Below are 16,411 nucleotides of genomic sequence, written 5' to 3' on the forward strand. Positions count from 1 at the left end.
CCGGCTTCCCGGCTGAAGCCGGTGCTACACGGTATGCGATGTTTGTAGGACCGGCTTCAGCCGGGAAGACGTCGGTGTGAGCGCCATCGAAAGTGGGTCTAACGCCTGACAGGTTGCGCTCCAGGGCGCTTTGTCCCACGCTCTGCCGACCTTGCACCTGGAAAGACCCCATGGACAGCAACATCAGCTGGCGCGAACAGCTACGCATCATCGTTTTTCAGAGTGACACCAAACCGGGCCGACGCTTCGACAAGGTCCTGCTGGTGCTCATCCTCTGCAGCCTGCTCGTGGCAATCATCGACAGCATCGAGGCGGTGCACCGCATTTACGCCGCCCCGCTGGCCTGGATCGAGTGGACGTTCACGTTCATTTTTGCGGTGGAGTACGTGCTGCGGCTGTACTGCTCGCCCAAACCGCTGCGCTACGCGTTCAGCTTCTACGGGCTGATCGACTTGCTGGCGATCGTGCCGGGCATTCTGGCCATCTACTACAGCGACGCGCAGTACCTGCTGATCGTGCGCGTGGTGCGCATGCTGCGGATTTTCCGCGTGCTCAAGCTGAGCCCGTACCTGAAACAGGCCAATTACCTGCTCGCCGCCCTGCGTGGAAGCAAGCAGAAGATCATTGTGTTCCTGGCGACCGTCTCGACCCTGGTGACGGTGTTCGGCACGCTGATGTACGTCGTGGAGGGCCCGGAGCACGGCTTTACCAGCATCCCCAAGGGCATTTACTGGGCGATCGTCACCCTGACCACGGTGGGCTTTGGTGACATCGTGCCGAAAACGCCACTGGGGCAGATCCTCTCGTCGATGGTGATGATCATCGGTTACTCGATCATCGCCGTGCCCACCGGGATCTTCACCGCCGAACTGGCCAACGCCATGCGCGGCGACCAACTGCAGCACGACTGCCCCGTATGCGCCAAGAACGGCCATGAGCCCAACGCGGCGTTCTGCTCGCGCTGCGGCAATCCGCTGTTTCCCCGGGTGGATACCTTGAGCGCGCCGCAGGAGACGCGGCGTGACATAAGCACATGAGTTTTCGATCTATGAGGCCACAGGCGACATTGGTTATAGTCGCCAGCCATTGGCCATCTTTTCCGATTTAGACCAATGGCGCTCTCACAAGCAGCCCATTCAAAGCCCCGCGCTCAACGCCACAAGGAACTCACAGTGAAAAAGATCTTCGCCGCTTCCCTGCTCGCCGCAGGACTGGCCCTGGGCAGCGCCGCACAGGCCGCGCCATCGCTGCTCAACGTGTCCTACGACGTGATGCGCGATTTCTACAAGGACTACAACGCAGCATTCCAGAAGCACTGGGAAGCGGAGCACAAAGAAAGCCCAACGATCCAGATGTCCTACGGCGGTTCCAGCAAACAGGCGCGCTCGGTCATCGACGGGCTGCCCGCCGATGTCATCACCATGAACATGGCCACCGACATCAACGCCCTGGCTGACAACGGCGGGCTGGTGCCGAAGGACTGGGTCACCCGGCTGCCGAACAACAGCGCGCCATTCACCTCGGCCACGGTGTTCATCGTGCGCAAGGGCAACCCGAAGGCACTCAAAGACTGGCCCGACTTGATCAAGGATGGCGTTGAGGTGGTAGTGCCGAACCCGAAAACCTCGGGCAACGGTCGCTACACCTACCTGTCAGCCTGGGGCTATACGCTGAAAAACGGCGGCGATGAAGCAGCGGCCAAAAAATTCGTCGGCGCGCTGTTCAGCCACGTGCCTGTGCTCGACACCGGCGGTCGAGGCGCGACCACCACGTTCATGACCAACCACATCGGCGATGTGCTGGTGACCTTCGAAAACGAGGCCGAGATGATCGCCCGCGAGTTCGGCCGCGACCAGTTTGAAGTGGTCTACCCAAGCGTCTCCGCCGAAGCGGAACCGCCGGTGAGCCTCGTGGACAAGGTGGTCGACAAAAAAGGCACCCGCGCGGTGGCCGAGGAGTATCTGAAATACCTCTGGTCCCCCGAAGGCCAGGAAATTGCCGCTGCCAACTACCTGCGTCCCCGCGACCCGGCGGTGCTGGCCAAATACACCGACCGCTTCCCGAAAGTGGACTTCCTGTCGGTCGAAAAAACCTTCGGCGACTGGCGCACCGTGCAGAAGACCCACTTCAATGACGGCGGGGTGTTTGACGAGATCTACCCGGCGAAATAAACCAGGATCAAGAGCGTCTGCCTAAGGGCAGACTGTTTCGCCTTCGGCGAGTTACTTGATAAAGCCCCAAGTAACCAAGGGCTTGTGCTCCTGGTTGGGCCCTCCTTCGTCGGGTTCCTTCACTCCGGTCTTGCTCCGTGGGCCCGCGCCGAACGGACATCCATGTCCTGACGGCGCTCTCGCGGCATCCATGCCGCTCGACCCACTGCGCAAAACCTGCGTTCAGCCTGCACCCAAGTCGCGATGGGTGTCGTCTGGACGTTATGCGCAGGAAGATCAAAAGCGAAGGCAGATCAAGGGCTTCCCGGCTAAAGCCGGTCCCACTAAAAGCACGCGGTGTGTCAGTGATCGTTCCCCCGCTCCGCGTGGGAATGCATCCGGTAACGCTCCGCGTCACCTCCCTAAGCCTGAATGCGCTTCGTATGCGGGACGCAGAACGTCCGGGGCGCCGTTGCCACGCGGAGCGTGGGAACGATCAAAAGATCAAAAGCGAAGGCAGATCAAGGGCTTCCCGGCTAAAGCCAGTCCCACAAAAAATGCACCGCACCCAGCCGATGAGACCGGTGACGCGGAGCGTCAGGGGATGCATTCCCACGCGGAGCGTGGGAACGATCTAGATCAAAGGCTTCCCCGCTAAAGCCGGTCCTACTAAGCGCTTTTGATCTTCATACACAGCCAGCCCAGACACCGCCAATCGCGACTTGGGTGCAGGCTGAACGGAGGTTTCGCGCAGTGGGTCGAGCGGCATGGATGCCGCGAGAGCGCCGTCAGGACATGGATGTCCGTTCGGCGCGGGCCCACGGAGCGGGACCGGAGTGAAGGTACTCCGACGAAGGAGGAGCCAAACCGAGAGCAGGCACTTTTGGTTACTTTTGGTGCTTTTTAAAAGTAACTCGCCGAAGGCGAAACAGTCTGCCCCCAGGCAGACGCTCTCGATCTTGATCTTGATCTTGATCTTGATCTTGATCTTGATCTTGATCTTGGCGCACTAAACCCCACCGGGTACCTTAGTTCCCGAACTGCCTGCTCAACCCCGGCGGCACGCCACTCGCATCGGTCTCCTGCCACGGACCGCTTGGCGAAGTCGACCACGTCCAGCCGTTGTTCCAGCGGTAATAGGTACGCTGGCGGTAAAACGTATTCGGCACATTGTCCAGCACATGCACCCCCAGGCGCGCGTCCCAGTGACTGTTGCCACCCGGCGGCGGAGCGAAATGCGAGGACGTTTTCGGACCCGGCGCAGGGATCGGCGCGGACGGCGGCGTCTGTGGCGCGGTCCGCGGAGTGCCGGGCTGCGGGGTCGGCGACGGGCCGGGGATAGTCTGGATGGGCTCCGAACTCTGCTCGGAACTCTGCGATCCCGGATGCTGAACCGCACACGCTGCGGTCAATCCCACCACCAGACTCAACAAGGCAAAACGGGCGACGCGATACATAAAGGCTCTCTACTCGCTGCGTTAACGGGGTTACTGATCGGGACTGTCAATGGTCAACGCCTGCGTCGCCGTGACGCTGGAAGGCAACGGCTGACTGCGACCGACCCATTCACCTGCCGTGGGCTGACCGGCGCGGGACACCCTGGCCACCAGTTGGACTTCGGCGAAGTTGGACAGTTTCAGCTGCGGCATCATCGCGTCGGCGTCACTCAACTCAACCTCCAGCGGCAAGTCGGCGACCGTGATGCGCTTGACCGCCAGGGGCGCGGGCGGCCCGGAAACCGCTCGGGCAAACACAAATACGCTCTCGCCGGGCTGCACCTTGTCTTGCACCGACGCCGACAGTGCGACGCGCACTTTCATGCGCGCGCCCGGTACTGCCATGGGCTGGGTGGTTTCCAGCTTGCCGCCGTTTTGCACCAGCTTGTCACCGGCGCGCTTGATCCCGCCTTCGAGTGCTTCACGCGAAGGGTCGTTCGGCGGCAGTACCGCCAACAGACGCGTCCAGTAGCTCACGGCCTGATCGAAATGCTGGCTCTCGAAGGCATTGATGCCCATCAGGCCGAGGCTGGTGACTTCCCCGGGATTGAGCTTCAACGCTTCTTCGGCAATCCCCTGAATCTGCGGGCTCCAGGCCTTGTTGCCAGCGAAATACAGCGCCTGTGCCCACTGCCCCAGCAGCTCAGGCTGACGACCCGCCAGCTTCGCGGCACGCTCGAACATCCGTGCGGCATCGGCCGGGCGGTCCTGGGCCATGTAGGTCCGGGCAAGGAAATACGCGCTCTCGGCGGAGTCCGGTTGCGCCTTGACCGCACGCTCCAGTCGCTCGGTCATCTGCGCCAGCGAACTTGGGGGCTGGGAGAACTCCCGCGCCAGCTCGACCTTGTCCGACGCGCCGAAGTGCAGGTACAGGCCCAACGCCAACACCGGCACCAGAATCGCCGCGAGCACCGGCCACGGTTTGCCCAGGCGGGACACCCGCTCTGCGCCGGTGCCTTGCGTATCGGCGAGCAGTTCACGGGCCGCCTCGGCGCGGCCGCCGTCCAACTGAGCTGCCGAGAGTACGCCCTCCTCCTGCTGCGCCTGGAGTTCGGCGATGCGTTCCTGATACAAGGCGACGTTGAGGGCGGTGCGATCTTCTTCGCTTTGAGCGCGGCGACCACGCAGCACGGGGATCAGCAGAAAACTCAGGGCCACCAGCAACAACAGGCCAGCGGCCATCCAGAAATCGATCATTCGCGGTTTTTATCCAGCAAGTAGGCGAGGCGCTGGCGCTCCTCGTCGGAAAGCCCATCGGTGGCATCGCGGCTTGAGCGGCGTCGGCGCACGACGATCACGCCAATCAAGGCCACGCCGCCCAACAGCAGCCCGGCCGGTCCGAACCAGAGCAGCCAGGTGTGCGCGTTGAGCTCGGGTTTGTAGCGCACGAACTCGCCGTAGCGATCGACCATGAAATCGATGATCTGCTGGTTGCTCTGGCCCTCGCCCAGCATCCGGTAGATCTCCTTGCGCAGGTCCGCTGCGATAGGGGCGTTGGAATCGGCAATGTCCTGATTCTGGCACTTGGGGCAGCGCAGTTCGCGGGTGAGCTCGGCGTAACGCCCGCGCTCCGCTTCGTCCTTGAAGGTGTAGGCGTCGATAGCCGCCTGGGCTACACCCCCGCATCCCAACGCCAACACCAAACCGGCAACCAGCCGCCGCACCCTCCGCGCAAGCACGCCTGTCCGCCGCCGCGGGATCCCCTGTAGGAGCGCGCTTGCCCGCGAAGAGGCCTTAATAGCCGATACATCTCCAGGGGCTGAATCGACGCCCTCGCGAGCAAGCTCGGCTCCCACATGAACGCCATCGTCAGGGAAAATGGGGTCTGGCATGACATCCTTATCATTAAGCAAGGTCATTGACGGCCCTCTTCAATCAGCGCCTGATATTGGCCCGCCAGCTTCTCGCGCCAGACGGTCTGGTCGATCACGCCGACGTGCTTGTAGCGAATGACGCCCCTGGCATCGATCAAGAAGGTCTCTGGCGCGCCGTAGACGCCCAGATTCAGGCCGAGGCTGCCGGCTTCGTCGTTGATGTTCAGCTGGTAGGGGTCGTGAAACTCCGACAGCCACTTCACCGCATCGGCGTTCACGTCCTTGTAGTTGACGCCGTAGATCACCACGCCCTGCTCCGCCAGTTTGGTCAGCACCGGATGCTCGACCCGGCATGCAACGCACCAGGTGCCCCAGACATTGACCAGCGCCGGCTTGCCAAGCAGGTCGTTGCGGGTCAGCGGCTTGCCGTCCTGCACAGCGGGCAAGCTGAAGGCCGGGAATGGCTTACCGATCAGCGCCGAGGGCAATTCCGATGGGTCAAGGTACAAACCCCGATAGAGCAACGCCGCCATCCCGAGAAACAGCACCAGCGGTGCCAGCAACATCCAGCGCCTCATACCGCTGCTCCCGGAAGCCCCAACGCGTCACGAACCCGGCTGCGGACTTTGACCCGATAACGCTTGTCCAGCGCGGCGAGCACACCGCCCAGCGCCGTGATCAGCCCGCCAAACCAGATCCAGCGCACGAACGGTTTGACGTGCACGCGCACCGCCCATGCGCCGTTCTCCAGCGGTTCGCCCAGCGCCACGTACAGATCACGGGTGAAACCGGCGTCAATGCCGGCCTCGGTCATCATCGAGCGCTGCACGGTGTAGAGCCGCTTTTCAGGGTGCAGCACGGTGATTTCCTTGCCGTCTTCCAGCACGTGGAGGGTGCCGCGGTCGGACGTGAAGTTCGGCCCCTGGTAATGCTGCGCGCCCTCGAACACAAAGGTATAACCGCCCAGCTCAACCGACTCTCCCGGTGCCATGCGCAGATCACGTTCGGCGCTGTTCTGGCTCGACAACACCACGCCCAATGCCACCACTGCGATGCCGATATGCGCCACTTGCATGCCCCAGTAACTGCGGGTCAGCGAGCGCATGCCTTTGAGCAGGCCTTTGTGGCGCGTCTTGTCCAGCAGGTCACGCACCCCGGCCAGCAACACCCAGGCTGCCAGCAAGCAGGTGGCGAGGACTGCCCAGTGGAAATCGGCCATGGCAAAGCCGGCGATCACCGCCAGCACCGCGCTGCCCACCAGCACAGGGGCAAGCATGCTCAGCAGCCACTTGACCGGCGTGTCTTTCCAGCGCACCAGCACGCCCACGGCCATGACAGCCATCAGCACGCCCATGAGCGGCACGAACATCGCGTTGAAATATGGCGGACCGACGGACATCTTCGCCCCGCTCAAGGCGTCCAGCACCAGCGGATACAGCGTGCCGAGCAGAATCATCGACGCCGCCACCACCAGCACCAGGTTGTTGCCCAGCAGCAGGGTCTCCCGCGACCACAGGCCAAAGCCGACGTGGCTTTTCACAACCGGCGCGCGCACGGCAAACAGGGTCAGCGAACCGCCCACCACCATCAGCAGGAAGATCAGGATGAACACGCCACGGGCTGGATCGGAGGCAAACGCATGCACCGAAGTCAGCACCCCCGAGCGCACGAGGAACGTGCCCAGCAGGCTCAATGAAAACGCCGCGATGGCCAGGAGCACGGTCCAGCTCTTGAACACGCCCCGCTTCTCGGTGACCGCCAGGGAGTGAATCAGCGCCGTGCCCACCAGCCAGGGCATGAACGAGGCGTTTTCGACCGGATCCCAGAACCACCAGCCGCCCCAGCCGAGTTCGTAATACGCCCACCAGGAGCCCAGGGTGATGCCCACGCCGAGGAAGGCCCAGGCGACGATGGTCCAGGGCCGCGACCACCGTGCCCAGGCTGCGTCCAGACGCCCGCCGAGCAGCGCGGCGATGGCAAAGGCGAACGCCACCGAGAACCCGACGTAGCCCATGTAGAGCATCGGCGGATGGACGATCAGGCCGATGTCCTGCAGCAGTGGGTTCAAGTCGCGTCCGTCCTGGGGCACCTGCGGCAGGATGCGGCTGAACGGGTTGGACGTGAGAATCAGAAACAGCAGAAAGCCGACGCTGATCATGCCCATCACCGCCAGCACGCGGGCGAGCATGACCTGCGGCAGTTGCCGCGAAAAGATCGACACCGCAAAGGTCCAGCCGCCCAGTATCAAGGCCCACAGCAATAGCGAGCCCTCGTGCGCGCCCCATACGGCGCTGAACTTGTAGTACCACGGCAACGCGCTGTTGGAGTTTTCCGCGACGTAGGCCACGGAAAAATCATCCACCATGAACGCATGGGTCAGGCAGCCAAAGGCGAACAGCAGAAAAGCGAACTGCCCCCACGCGGCCGGCTGCGCGAGGCTCATCCACAGCCGGTCCCCACGCCAGGCGCCCATCAGTGGCACCACGGCCTGAACAAGCGCGAAGCACAGCGCCAAAATCATGGCCAGATGGCCGAGTTCGGGAATCATCGGTTACCCCTGTTTCGCTGGAGACGTGGCCGGTGCATAGGACGCGCCCGATTCGGGGCGGCCGCTGTCTTTCAACGCCTTGGTCACTTCCGGCGGCATGTATTTCTCGTCGTGTTTGGCCAGCACTTCATCGGCCACCACCACGCCATCGCCATTGAGCCGGCCGAGGGCAACAATGCCCTGCCCTTCGCGGAACAGGTCCGGGAGGATGCCGCGGTAGCTGATGGTCACCGACTTGTTGAAATCGGTGACCACAAAGGTCACGTCCAGCGAGTCGGCCGAGCGCTGCAGTGAGCCTTTTTCCACCATCCCGCCGGCACGAATACGAGTGTCGCGGGGGGCTTCGCCGCTGGCGATCTGGGTCGGGGTGTAAAACAGGTTGATGTTTTCCTTCAGCGCGCTGAGTGCAAGGCTGACCGCGATGCCGACCCCGGCGAGTATCGCCACAATGATCAACAGTCGCTTTTTTCGCAGCGGATTCACGGCGTGCTCTCCCGGCGCAGACGGCGCGCCTCTTGTTGCAGGTAACGCCGACGCGCAAAAACAGGTGCCAGCACATTGATTGCCAGCACACACGCGCAGATGCCGTAGGCCGACCAGACGTAGAGCCCGTGCCTGCCCATCGCCAGAAAATCGCTGAATGATTCGAAACTCATCGTTTGCCTCCGTCGCGCGATGACCCGGCGCCGGATGGCGGGCCAGATGCCGACTTGGAGCCTGGACCCAATTGCCGCGACAGCTCATCCTTCACCCAGCCGGCGCGGGCTTCGCGCCTGAGCACCTCCAGGCGCATTCGCATCAGCAACACCGCGCCGAAGAAGCAGTAGAACCCCAGCACGGTGAACAGCAACGGCAGCCACATTTCGGCAGGCATGGCCGGTTTTTCCGTCAGGCTGAACGTGGCGCCCTGGTGCAAGGTGCTCCACCACTCTACCGAGTATTTGATGATCGGAATGTTGATCACCCCGACGATGGCCAGCACGGCGCAGGCCTTGGCTGCGCTGTCGCGGTTGGTGATGGCGTTGCCCAGCGCGATCAGGCCGAAATACAGAAACAGCAGAATCAGCATCGACGTCAGCCGTGCATCCCAGACCCACCACGAGCCCCACGTCGGCTTGCCCCAGATTGCGCCGGTCACCAGCGCCAGGGCAGTCATCCAGGCACCGATGGGCGCTGCGCATTGCAGGGCGACATCGGCCATTTTCATCTTCCACACCAGCCCGACCACGCCGCAGACCGCCATCATCACGTAGCAGGACTGCGCCAGCATGGCGGCCGGAACGTGAATGTAAATGATGCGAAAGCTGTTGCCTTGCTGATAGTCAGGCGGCGCGAACGCAAGGCCCCAGACCACGCCGATGCCGATCAACAGCGCTGCCGCAACGGTCAGCCACGGCAACAGACGGCCGCTGATGCCGTAAAACCATCTGGGTGAACCGAGCTTGTGGAACCAGGCCCAGCTCATGCCGCCTCTAGCCTTGGCGCTTGTGTTCATCACGCTGCCTTTTCATCGGGGTGCTCATTATCACGGTGCATTCATCAAAAGACTTTTTATAAAAAAGCTTTCATCTATGGCCTGCCTTGAGTCGCAGAGGCGTCCGGGGCTAAAGGTAAAAACTGTCCGCTCGGTCAAACGCCGATTATTCGCCAACGCTGATTTTCAAACCAGCGGCGATTGCAAAGGGCGTCAGGGTAACCGCCAACGCGGTGAGGCTTCCAAGCCAGAGCAGATAACCGATCGCGGGTATGCCCTCAAGCGCCGCCTGCAAAGCGCCACTGCCCAGAATCAGCACCGGGATGTACAGCGGCAGGATCAGCAATGCCAGCAGCAGGCCGCCGCGCTTGAGGCCCACGGTCAGGGCCGCGCCCACTGCGCCCAGCAGGCTCAACACCGGCGTGCCCAGCAGCAACGACAGCAACAGCACCGGCACACAGGCGCCCGGTAGCCCCAGCATCAGCGCCAGCAACGGCGCCAGCAATACCAGCGCCAGGCCGGAGAAGGCCCAGTGCGCCAGCACTTTGGCGAGCACCAGCAGCGCCAGCGGCTGTGGCGACAGCACCCATTGTTCGAGGGAACCGTCTTCGAAATCACTGCGAAACAGCCCGTCCAGCGACAACAGCACCGACAGCAGCGCCGCCACCCACACCAACCCTGGCGACAGGCGCTGCAGCAGTTGGGTATCAGGCCCGACGGCCAGGGGAAACAACGCAATGACGATGGCGAAGAACACCAGCGGGTTGAGCAGCTCGGCCGGGCGTCGGAACAGCAGCCGTGCTTCGCGGGCGATCAGCAGGGTAAACACATGACTCATGCCGCCCACTGCCCCAGATCGAGATCGCGATACCCCGCAGGGACGCGGCTCAAGGTGTGATGGGTGGTCAGCACGACGGCACCGCCGTTTTCACAGTGATCGGCAATATGGGCTTCAAGCTGGGCCACGCCCTGTTTGTCCAGCGCGGTGAACGGCTCATCGAGCATCCACATCGCGGGGCCAGGCAGATACAGACGCGCCAGTGCGACGCGACGCCGTTGACCGGCCGACAAGGTGTGGCACGGCACGTCTTCAAAGCCGCGCAGGCCAACCACCGCAAGGGCGCGCCAGAGTTCATCGGCATGCGCAGGCGTGTGCAGCGCGCAGAGCCAGGCAAGGTTTTCCAGCGGAGTGAGGAGGTCTTTGATGCCGGCGGCGTGGCCGATCCACAGCACGTGGCGGGTCACTTCGCTGCGTTGGCTGGCCAGGGGTTTGCCGTCGAGAAGCACGTTGCCGGCGGTTGGCTGCATCAGGCCGCACAGCAGGCGCAGCAGGCTGGTCTTGCCGCTGCCGTTCGGACCGCTGATCTGCAGCAGGTCGCCCGCGCTCAGCCGCAATTCGAGATCCTCGAACAGCAGGCGCCAGTCGCGCTCACACGTCAGCGCCATGGCTTCAAGAACGGGGATCGACATGAGGACCTTCTTTTCAGTAGCGGCAATACACGGCGGCTCAAGTCATGACGTTCAACTCGGGATGTTCAAGTCAGGATCATGACGGCCGTTATACTGATGCAGCTTAACGGTAGACCGCCGACGAAGTCGGTGCCGGATTATACATACCCGGACCCGCCAGCCAGAGCGCAAATTTACCGAGTCGGGATCTGATGACAGGCGATATACCCAATCTTTCACCCTTAGCCGCAGCCACTGCCCTGCTGCGCGCAGGCGTACCGGCGGGCGAAGTGCTCAAGCTGATGGAGCCGCGCGAAGGGCTGTTGACCTCGGGCCAGGTGGCCAGCGCTGAGGTGGTGAGCCTCAAGCAGCTGGGCCAGGACTTTCAGCTGTTGCTCAAGCTGACCATGGACAACGGCCGGCAAACCACCCTGCCCGTCAGCAGTTCCCTGCCACTCTCGCCCGGCACCAGCGTGAACGTGGCGCAGGGTTCGGCCGATACGCTGACGATCAGCGTGCAAGACCTGCAAAAAGCCGTCACCAACAGCCTGACCAGCATCGATACGCGGCAACTGCCGGCCGGCACCCTGCTGCAAGGCAAGGTGTTGACCACGCAGGTCGCCGCGCAAAACGTCGCTCAATTGACGGGCCAGTCAAGCGGCACCGCGCAGCCGGCCACTTACCGCTCCATCGTCATGCTGCTCAACACGGCGCTGGCCGGCAGCAGCCTGACGGTCGAGAGTCCGCAGCCATTGCGCGTCGGCAGTCTGCTCAGCGCTCAGGTGCAGAACAGTCAGGCGCTGAATTTCGTGGCGCTGCCAAACCGGCTCGACGAACTGGCGCTGGCTCAGCAGCTCTCGACCCAGCAAAGCCGTCAGGGATCGCTGCAGGGGCTGATTGCAGCCCTGCAAACCCTGCCGCCACCCGCCGATGGCGATAACCTTTCGCCATCGTTGCGGGCCAGCATCGAACAGTTGCTGGCAGACTTGCCGGACATCCCGCAGATGACCACCGGCAAGGGCGTAGCGCAGGCCCTCAGTGCCAGCGGCCTGTTCATGGAGTCGCGCTTGCTCGCAGGCCAGAACCCGACCCTGGTCCCGGACATGAAAGCCAACCTGCTGCGGCTGGTCACCCAGATGCTTCCCGGTCTGCCGGACAACGTCAGCTATAACGCCATCGCCGCCGGCAATACATTGGCCAGGGCCATGCCCAGCGTGCTGCGCAGTGCGTTCGGCACGCTGGGGCTGGTGGCGACACCGAACCAGCCGATCAACTTCCCATTACCACCACGCACCCTGGGTCACCCGGACAGCAAGGACGACCTGGAGACGCTGCTGAAACTGGCGGCCGGCGCCATCTCGCGCCTGCAGAGCCATCAGTTGGGCGGATTGGAGCAAACGCGTACCCAGGCCGACGGCACCCAAGTGACGACCTGGCAACTGGAAATCCCCATGCGCAACGCCCACGACATCGTGCCGCTGCAGGTCAAGGTGCAGCGCGAGGAAACACCCGAACGCGAAGACACCGCCAGCGATTCGACCCCGGAAGCGAAAGAAAAAGAGAAGTTATGGCGGGTGGAACTGGCGTTTGATCTGGAGCCTCTCGGCCCGCTGCACGTGCAGGCGCAACTGATCGCCGGCAGCATCGCCAGCCAGTTATGGGCGGAGCGTGCCGGCAGCGCCGAGCTGATTTCAAATGAGCTGGGCGACTTGCGCGCGCGCCTGACTGCGTGCGGGCTGAACGTCAAGGAACTGGAGTGCAACCGCGGCACCCCGCCGCAAGGGTCACGTACCGTGCTCGAACAACGCTGGATCGACGAGAACGCCTGATGAGCACTTCCGAGCACACCCCCCGTCAGGCCATCGCGCTGAACTACGACGGCCAGCATGCACCGACCTTGACGGCCAAAGGCGACGACGCCCTGGCCGAGGCCATCCTGGCGATCGCCCGGGAGTACAAGGTGCCGATTTACGAGAACGCCGAGCTGGTCAAAATGCTCGCCCGCCTTGAATTGGGCGACAGCATTCCTCAGGAGCTGTACCTGACCATCGCCGAAATCATCGCGTTTGCCTGGCGATTGAAGGGCAAATTCCCGGTGGGGTTCGACCCGGACGCCGGGCCGGTGGAGCGCGACATCACCCCGCGTTGAAGGCTCAACGCTGCTACGGATTTGTGTTTAACCGTGATTGCTCGTACACCCCGGCCCGTTGTTGCAGCCGGCGTGTTGGCGAACGCGGTGTGTCAGTCGCCGGTTTCGAAGTTTGGGAAATTGATTCGCCAGCAAGCCGGCTCCTACAGGGGCTGCGGGGGTCAGACGCGTTGATGGCGGGCGCTGATATTTTTTCGCGGGCAAGCGCGCTCCTACAGCGGGTCGCGGCAATACCTGGAAGCTGCGGCGTAGGGATGAGGTGGCTGCTACGGATTTGTGTGAACCCGCCATAGCCGGCTGACCGCATCCCATTGTAGGAGCGCGCTTGCCCGCGAAGGCGTCAGCACAGACGGTCACTTTGCGTCGGGTGTACCGGCCTCTTCGCGGGCAAGCGCGCTCCTACAGACGGTCCTGACAACGCCTGAAACCTGCGGCGCAGGCTTGATCGGTAGAGGCAGGGTCGCTGCGAGCCACGTCCGGGCGACGGCGTCAGCGCCTATGACGCTGGTGCCCTCGCCTAACGATTGTGGCCGTGCAGCTTGGTCATCAGTTGCGCCTCGGCCTGGGTCAGGCCGCAGGACTGGGTGAGTTCGTCGATGCTGGCGCCCATGCCGACCAGGCGCGCGGCCTGGGCGAAGGACAGCGTCGACGGATCGCGCTGTTCCAGCGCGGTGATCTTGTCGGGCAGCAACGCGACGAGGGAACGCAGCTCGTGCAGTTCCTCGCCCATTCTCACCGTGCCGCTCTGGTAATTCTCCAGACGCCGGGCCAGATCGCGGATGCGCTGATCACGCAGCGAATCCGCCTCAAGCTGCTGCGTCGCCAGCGTGCGCAAACGCTTGGTGTGGGCCATGAACATCGCAACGCTCGCGACCCACAACACCGCCAGGAAAATAACCGCTACATCAAAAATCAATCAGATGCTCTCCAGCTCGGACCACTCTTCCTCGGACATCATCTTGTCAAGTTCGACGAGGATCAGCAGTTCGCCGTTCTTGTTGCAGACGCCCTGGATGAACTTGGCGGACTCGTCGTTGCCGACGTTCGGCGCAGTTTCGACTTCCGACTGACGCAGATAAACCACTTCAGCCACGCTGTCGACCAGGATCCCGACCACTTGCTTGTCGGCCTCGATGATCACGATACGCGTGTTGTCGCTGACTTCAACCGGCGGCAGACCAAAGCGCTGACGGGTGTCGATCACAGTGACCACGTTACCGCGCAGGTTGATGATGCCCAGCACGTAGCTTGGCGCGCCCGGGACCGGAGCGATCTCGGTGTAGCGCAGCACTTCCTGAACCTGCATCACGTTGATGCCATACGACTCGTTGTCCAGGCGGAAGGTGACCCATTGCAGAATCGGATCTTCGGAACCCTGTGCTGACGACTTCTTCATACCCCTAACCCCTTGCGTGTTGTGCGGTGCGGACGGCGTTTCGTACGCCGACCTGTGTTGATCTGATGATGGTTATTTGATTGCTTTCATCTGCTTGACCGCGCCACTGGCTATCAGCTCGGCCAATTCGGAAACGTCCAGCAGCGCACACATGTGCTCGATCACCGTCCCGGCAAGCCAGGGCCGCTGACCACGATGGGAGCGCCATTTGATTTCATTGGGGTCCAGGCGCAACGAACGGCTGACTTGATGCACCGCCAGCCCCCATTCGTAGCCCTGAACCGAGATCACGTATTGCAGCCCCTGACGGAAATCGTCGCGATAACGGTCCGGCATGATCCAGCGCGCGGTGTCCAGCACCTTCAGGTTGCCGGCCTGGCTGGGCAGGATCCCGAGAAACCAGTCCGGTTGACCGAACAGCGGCGTCAGGTCGTGACCCGCCAGCGGATAAATCGAGCCCAGGCACACCAGCGGCACCGCGAGAGTCAGACCCGCCACGTCGAAAAGCAGGCACTCGAACGGCTCGGCGGCCCAGGCCGGGCGCTCGTCGCTGGCGGGCGGAGAGACCGGGGGCTGCTGCGCAGACACATGCACGTCAACAATCGGCTCGACCAGCGCCACCTGCGGCGCTTCAACTGCCGGCTCAGGCGTCGGCTCAAGCATGGCAGGCGCAATAACCGGGGGCAGGATCACCGGCGGCAAGGCCACCGGACGCTCCATGACCCGGGCAGCAGGCGGCTCAACTGGCGCGGTATAGGCCAGCGAGACGGGCGCAGGGCGCGTCAGCGGCACAGGCGATGGCAGCGCGGCAGCAACGGCCGCCGCAACCGCAGAACGCATGCGCGCATCATGGGCCTGCTCTTCGAGCACGGCCGCTTGGAACTCATCAATGTGCTCGACGACTTCCAGTTCCTCGGTCGCGTCTTGCAGCAACGCGTCCAGGTAGTTCTGGAGTGCCAGTTGTGGTCGTGAAGCGATGTCCAGGGGGCGGTTCATACGGGAGCCCGAAAAGTAGTGAAGCGATTGCCGCCTGAAACAGATATCGGCTGCATAGCCGATGGACTTGAGCGTGCAGGCGCGCCGCTCGACAAATAATGATGACCGGCCATTCAAGCCACCTGCCCGACAAGCTGCTCGGTGAGCATGTGCTTGAGCAGGACGCGGTACGCCAGCACTCCGCGGCTTTTGCCATCGAACTGCGAAGGCGTCAGCCCGGCGCGGCTGGCATCGCGCAGGCGCGTGTCCACCGGAATGAAGGCATTCCAGACGTGCTCGGGGTAGCTGTCGCGAAGCAACTTGAGGGTGCTCATCGACGCCTGGGTGCGGCGGTCGAACAGCGTCGGCACGATGGTGTACGGCAGCGGCACCTTGCGCGAGCGGTTGATCATCGCCAGGGTGTTGACCATGCGCTCAAGGCCCTTCACCGCCAGGAACTCGGTCTGCACCGGGATTGCCAGCTGCTGGCTTGCGGCCAGAGCGTTGACCATCAACACGCCAAGCAGCGGCGGGCTGTCGATGATCGCGTAATCGAAGTCCTGCCACAGCTGCGCCAGGGTCTTGGCCATCACCAGCCCGAGCCCGCTCTGCCCCGGCGACTGACGCTCAAGGGTGGCAAGGGCTGTGCTGGACGGCAGCAACGAGATGCGTTTGTCGCTGGTCGGCAGCAGCAGCTGGCCCGGCAGCCCGTTGGGGACCAGGCCCTTGTTCAGGAACAGATCGAACGTGCTGTGTTCAAGCGCATCGGGGTTATGCCCGAAGTAGCTGGTCATCGAGCCATGGGGATCGAGGTCCACAACGACCACGCGCTTGCCCGCCTCTGCCAGCAATCCGGCGAGGGCGATGGAGGTGGTGGTCTTGCCGACCCCGCCTTTCTGATTGGCTACTGCCCAGACTCTCATGTACGCGTTTTTCCCCCCGACTGAAGCAGCGACCGGG

Annotated in this window: 17 protein-coding genes and 1 pseudogene; 4 read left to right on the plus strand and 14 right to left on the minus strand. The window is 63.0% G+C overall.

Going from position 1 to position 16,411, the window contains the following annotated elements; all coding sequences use genetic code 11:
* Positions 1 to 170 precede the first annotated feature (170 nt).
* Together LT42_RS08295 and LT42_RS08300 are read left to right on the plus strand one after the other, a co-directional pair.
* The gene (locus tag LT42_RS08295) at positions 171 to 1,037 is read left to right on the plus strand and encodes an ion transporter (protein WP_052075195.1); all 867 of its coding nucleotides are present in this window, start codon (positions 171 to 173) and stop codon (positions 1,035 to 1,037) included.
* A 135-nt stretch (positions 1,038 to 1,172) separates the two neighbouring features.
* Positions 1,173 to 2,171 carry a sulfate ABC transporter substrate-binding protein gene (locus LT42_RS08300; RefSeq protein ID WP_037011477.1) on the plus strand — a complete coding sequence of 333 codons (999 nt, stop codon included), beginning with the start codon at positions 1,173 to 1,175 and terminating at the stop codon, positions 2,169 to 2,171.
* Between the two features lie 1,007 nt (positions 2,172 to 3,178).
* On the opposite strand, the gene LT42_RS08305 is transcribed toward LT42_RS08300, so the two are convergent.
* The 10 genes and pseudogenes from LT42_RS08305 to ccmA form a co-directional block, all read right to left on the minus strand.
* Complete coding sequence (locus tag LT42_RS08305; RefSeq protein WP_037011480.1) at positions 3,179 to 3,607, minus strand: hypothetical protein; 429 nt, start codon at positions 3,605 to 3,607, stop codon at positions 3,179 to 3,181.
* Positions 3,608 to 3,637: 30 nt separating this feature from the next.
* Entirely contained in the window at positions 3,638 to 4,843 is a 1,206-nt protein-coding gene (gene ccmI / locus LT42_RS08310) for a c-type cytochrome biogenesis protein CcmI (RefSeq protein ID WP_037011482.1), read from the minus strand.
* Positions 4,840 to 5,310, minus strand: coding sequence for a cytochrome c-type biogenesis protein (locus LT42_RS08315; RefSeq protein ID WP_037011484.1), 471 nt, complete (start codon positions 5,308 to 5,310; stop codon positions 4,840 to 4,842). Before LT42_RS08315 ends, ccmI begins: the two co-directional genes overlap by 4 nt.
* 191 nt (positions 5,311 to 5,501) lie before the next feature.
* Complete coding sequence (locus tag LT42_RS08320; protein WP_037011488.1) at positions 5,502 to 6,038, minus strand: DsbE family thiol:disulfide interchange protein; 537 nt, start codon at positions 6,036 to 6,038, stop codon at positions 5,502 to 5,504.
* Positions 6,035 to 8,008: a heme lyase CcmF/NrfE family subunit gene (locus LT42_RS08325; RefSeq protein ID WP_037011490.1), complete on the minus strand. Its 1,974-nt coding sequence runs from the start codon at positions 8,006 to 8,008 to the stop codon at positions 6,035 to 6,037. The genes LT42_RS08320 and LT42_RS08325 overlap by 4 nt, the downstream gene beginning before the upstream one ends.
* 3 nt (positions 8,009 to 8,011) lie before the next feature.
* Positions 8,012 to 8,491 carry a cytochrome c maturation protein CcmE gene (gene ccmE / locus LT42_RS08330; protein WP_037011493.1) on the minus strand — a complete coding sequence of 160 codons (480 nt, stop codon included), beginning with the start codon at positions 8,489 to 8,491 and terminating at the stop codon, positions 8,012 to 8,014.
* Positions 8,488 to 8,664: a heme exporter protein CcmD gene (ccmD, locus tag LT42_RS08335; protein WP_037011495.1), complete on the minus strand. Its 177-nt coding sequence runs from the start codon at positions 8,662 to 8,664 to the stop codon at positions 8,488 to 8,490. The genes ccmE and ccmD overlap by 4 nt, the downstream gene beginning before the upstream one ends.
* An 80-nt stretch (positions 8,665 to 8,744) precedes the next feature.
* A pseudogene (locus LT42_RS08340) lies at positions 8,745 to 9,473 on the minus strand (heme ABC transporter permease); the annotation flags it as partial.
* Positions 9,474 to 9,648: 175 nt separating this feature from the next.
* Positions 9,649 to 10,320 (minus strand): heme exporter protein CcmB, encoded by a 672-nt coding sequence (gene ccmB / locus LT42_RS08345; RefSeq protein WP_037013130.1) that lies wholly within the window; start codon positions 10,318 to 10,320, stop codon positions 9,649 to 9,651.
* Positions 10,317 to 10,952, minus strand: a complete 636-nt coding sequence (gene ccmA / locus LT42_RS08350) for a cytochrome c biogenesis heme-transporting ATPase CcmA (protein WP_037011497.1) — start codon at positions 10,950 to 10,952, stop codon at positions 10,317 to 10,319. The genes ccmB and ccmA overlap by 4 nt, the downstream gene beginning before the upstream one ends.
* 191 nt (positions 10,953 to 11,143) lie before the next feature.
* Between ccmA and fliK the strand changes: the two genes are divergently transcribed.
* Together fliK and LT42_RS08360 are read left to right on the plus strand one after the other, a co-directional pair.
* A complete protein-coding gene (gene fliK, locus LT42_RS08355; protein ID WP_037011499.1) occupies positions 11,144 to 12,760 on the plus strand; it encodes a flagellar hook-length control protein FliK in 1,617 nt (538 codons plus the stop codon).
* On the plus strand, positions 12,760 to 13,080 hold the full coding sequence (locus tag LT42_RS08360) for an EscU/YscU/HrcU family type III secretion system export apparatus switch protein (RefSeq protein WP_037011500.1): 321 nt from the start codon (positions 12,760 to 12,762) through the stop codon (positions 13,078 to 13,080). The genes fliK and LT42_RS08360 overlap by 1 nt, the downstream gene beginning before the upstream one ends.
* Positions 13,081 to 13,597: 517 nt before the next feature.
* Here the strand turns inward: LT42_RS08360 and LT42_RS08365 are convergent.
* The 4 genes from LT42_RS08365 to LT42_RS08380 all read right to left on the minus strand — a co-directional run bounded on the left by LT42_RS08365 (position 13,598) and on the right by LT42_RS08380 (position 16,374).
* On the minus strand, positions 13,598 to 13,996 hold the full coding sequence (locus LT42_RS08365) for a DUF2802 domain-containing protein (protein ID WP_037011501.1): 399 nt from the start codon (positions 13,994 to 13,996) through the stop codon (positions 13,598 to 13,600).
* Complete coding sequence (locus tag LT42_RS08370) at positions 13,997 to 14,476, minus strand: chemotaxis protein CheW (RefSeq protein ID WP_037011503.1); 480 nt, start codon at positions 14,474 to 14,476, stop codon at positions 13,997 to 13,999. It lies immediately after the preceding gene.
* A gap of 72 nt (positions 14,477 to 14,548) precedes the next feature.
* Positions 14,549 to 15,472: a CheW domain-containing protein gene (locus tag LT42_RS08375; protein ID WP_037011505.1), complete on the minus strand. Its 924-nt coding sequence runs from the start codon at positions 15,470 to 15,472 to the stop codon at positions 14,549 to 14,551.
* Between the two features lie 113 nt (positions 15,473 to 15,585).
* The gene (locus LT42_RS08380; RefSeq protein WP_037011507.1) at positions 15,586 to 16,374 is read right to left on the minus strand and encodes a ParA family protein; all 789 of its coding nucleotides are present in this window, start codon (positions 16,372 to 16,374) and stop codon (positions 15,586 to 15,588) included.
* Positions 16,375 to 16,411: the final 37 nt, after the last annotated feature.

This window comes from Pseudomonas lutea, assembly GCF_000759445.1.
Taxonomy (GTDB): domain Bacteria; phylum Pseudomonadota; class Gammaproteobacteria; order Pseudomonadales; family Pseudomonadaceae; genus Aquipseudomonas; species Aquipseudomonas lutea.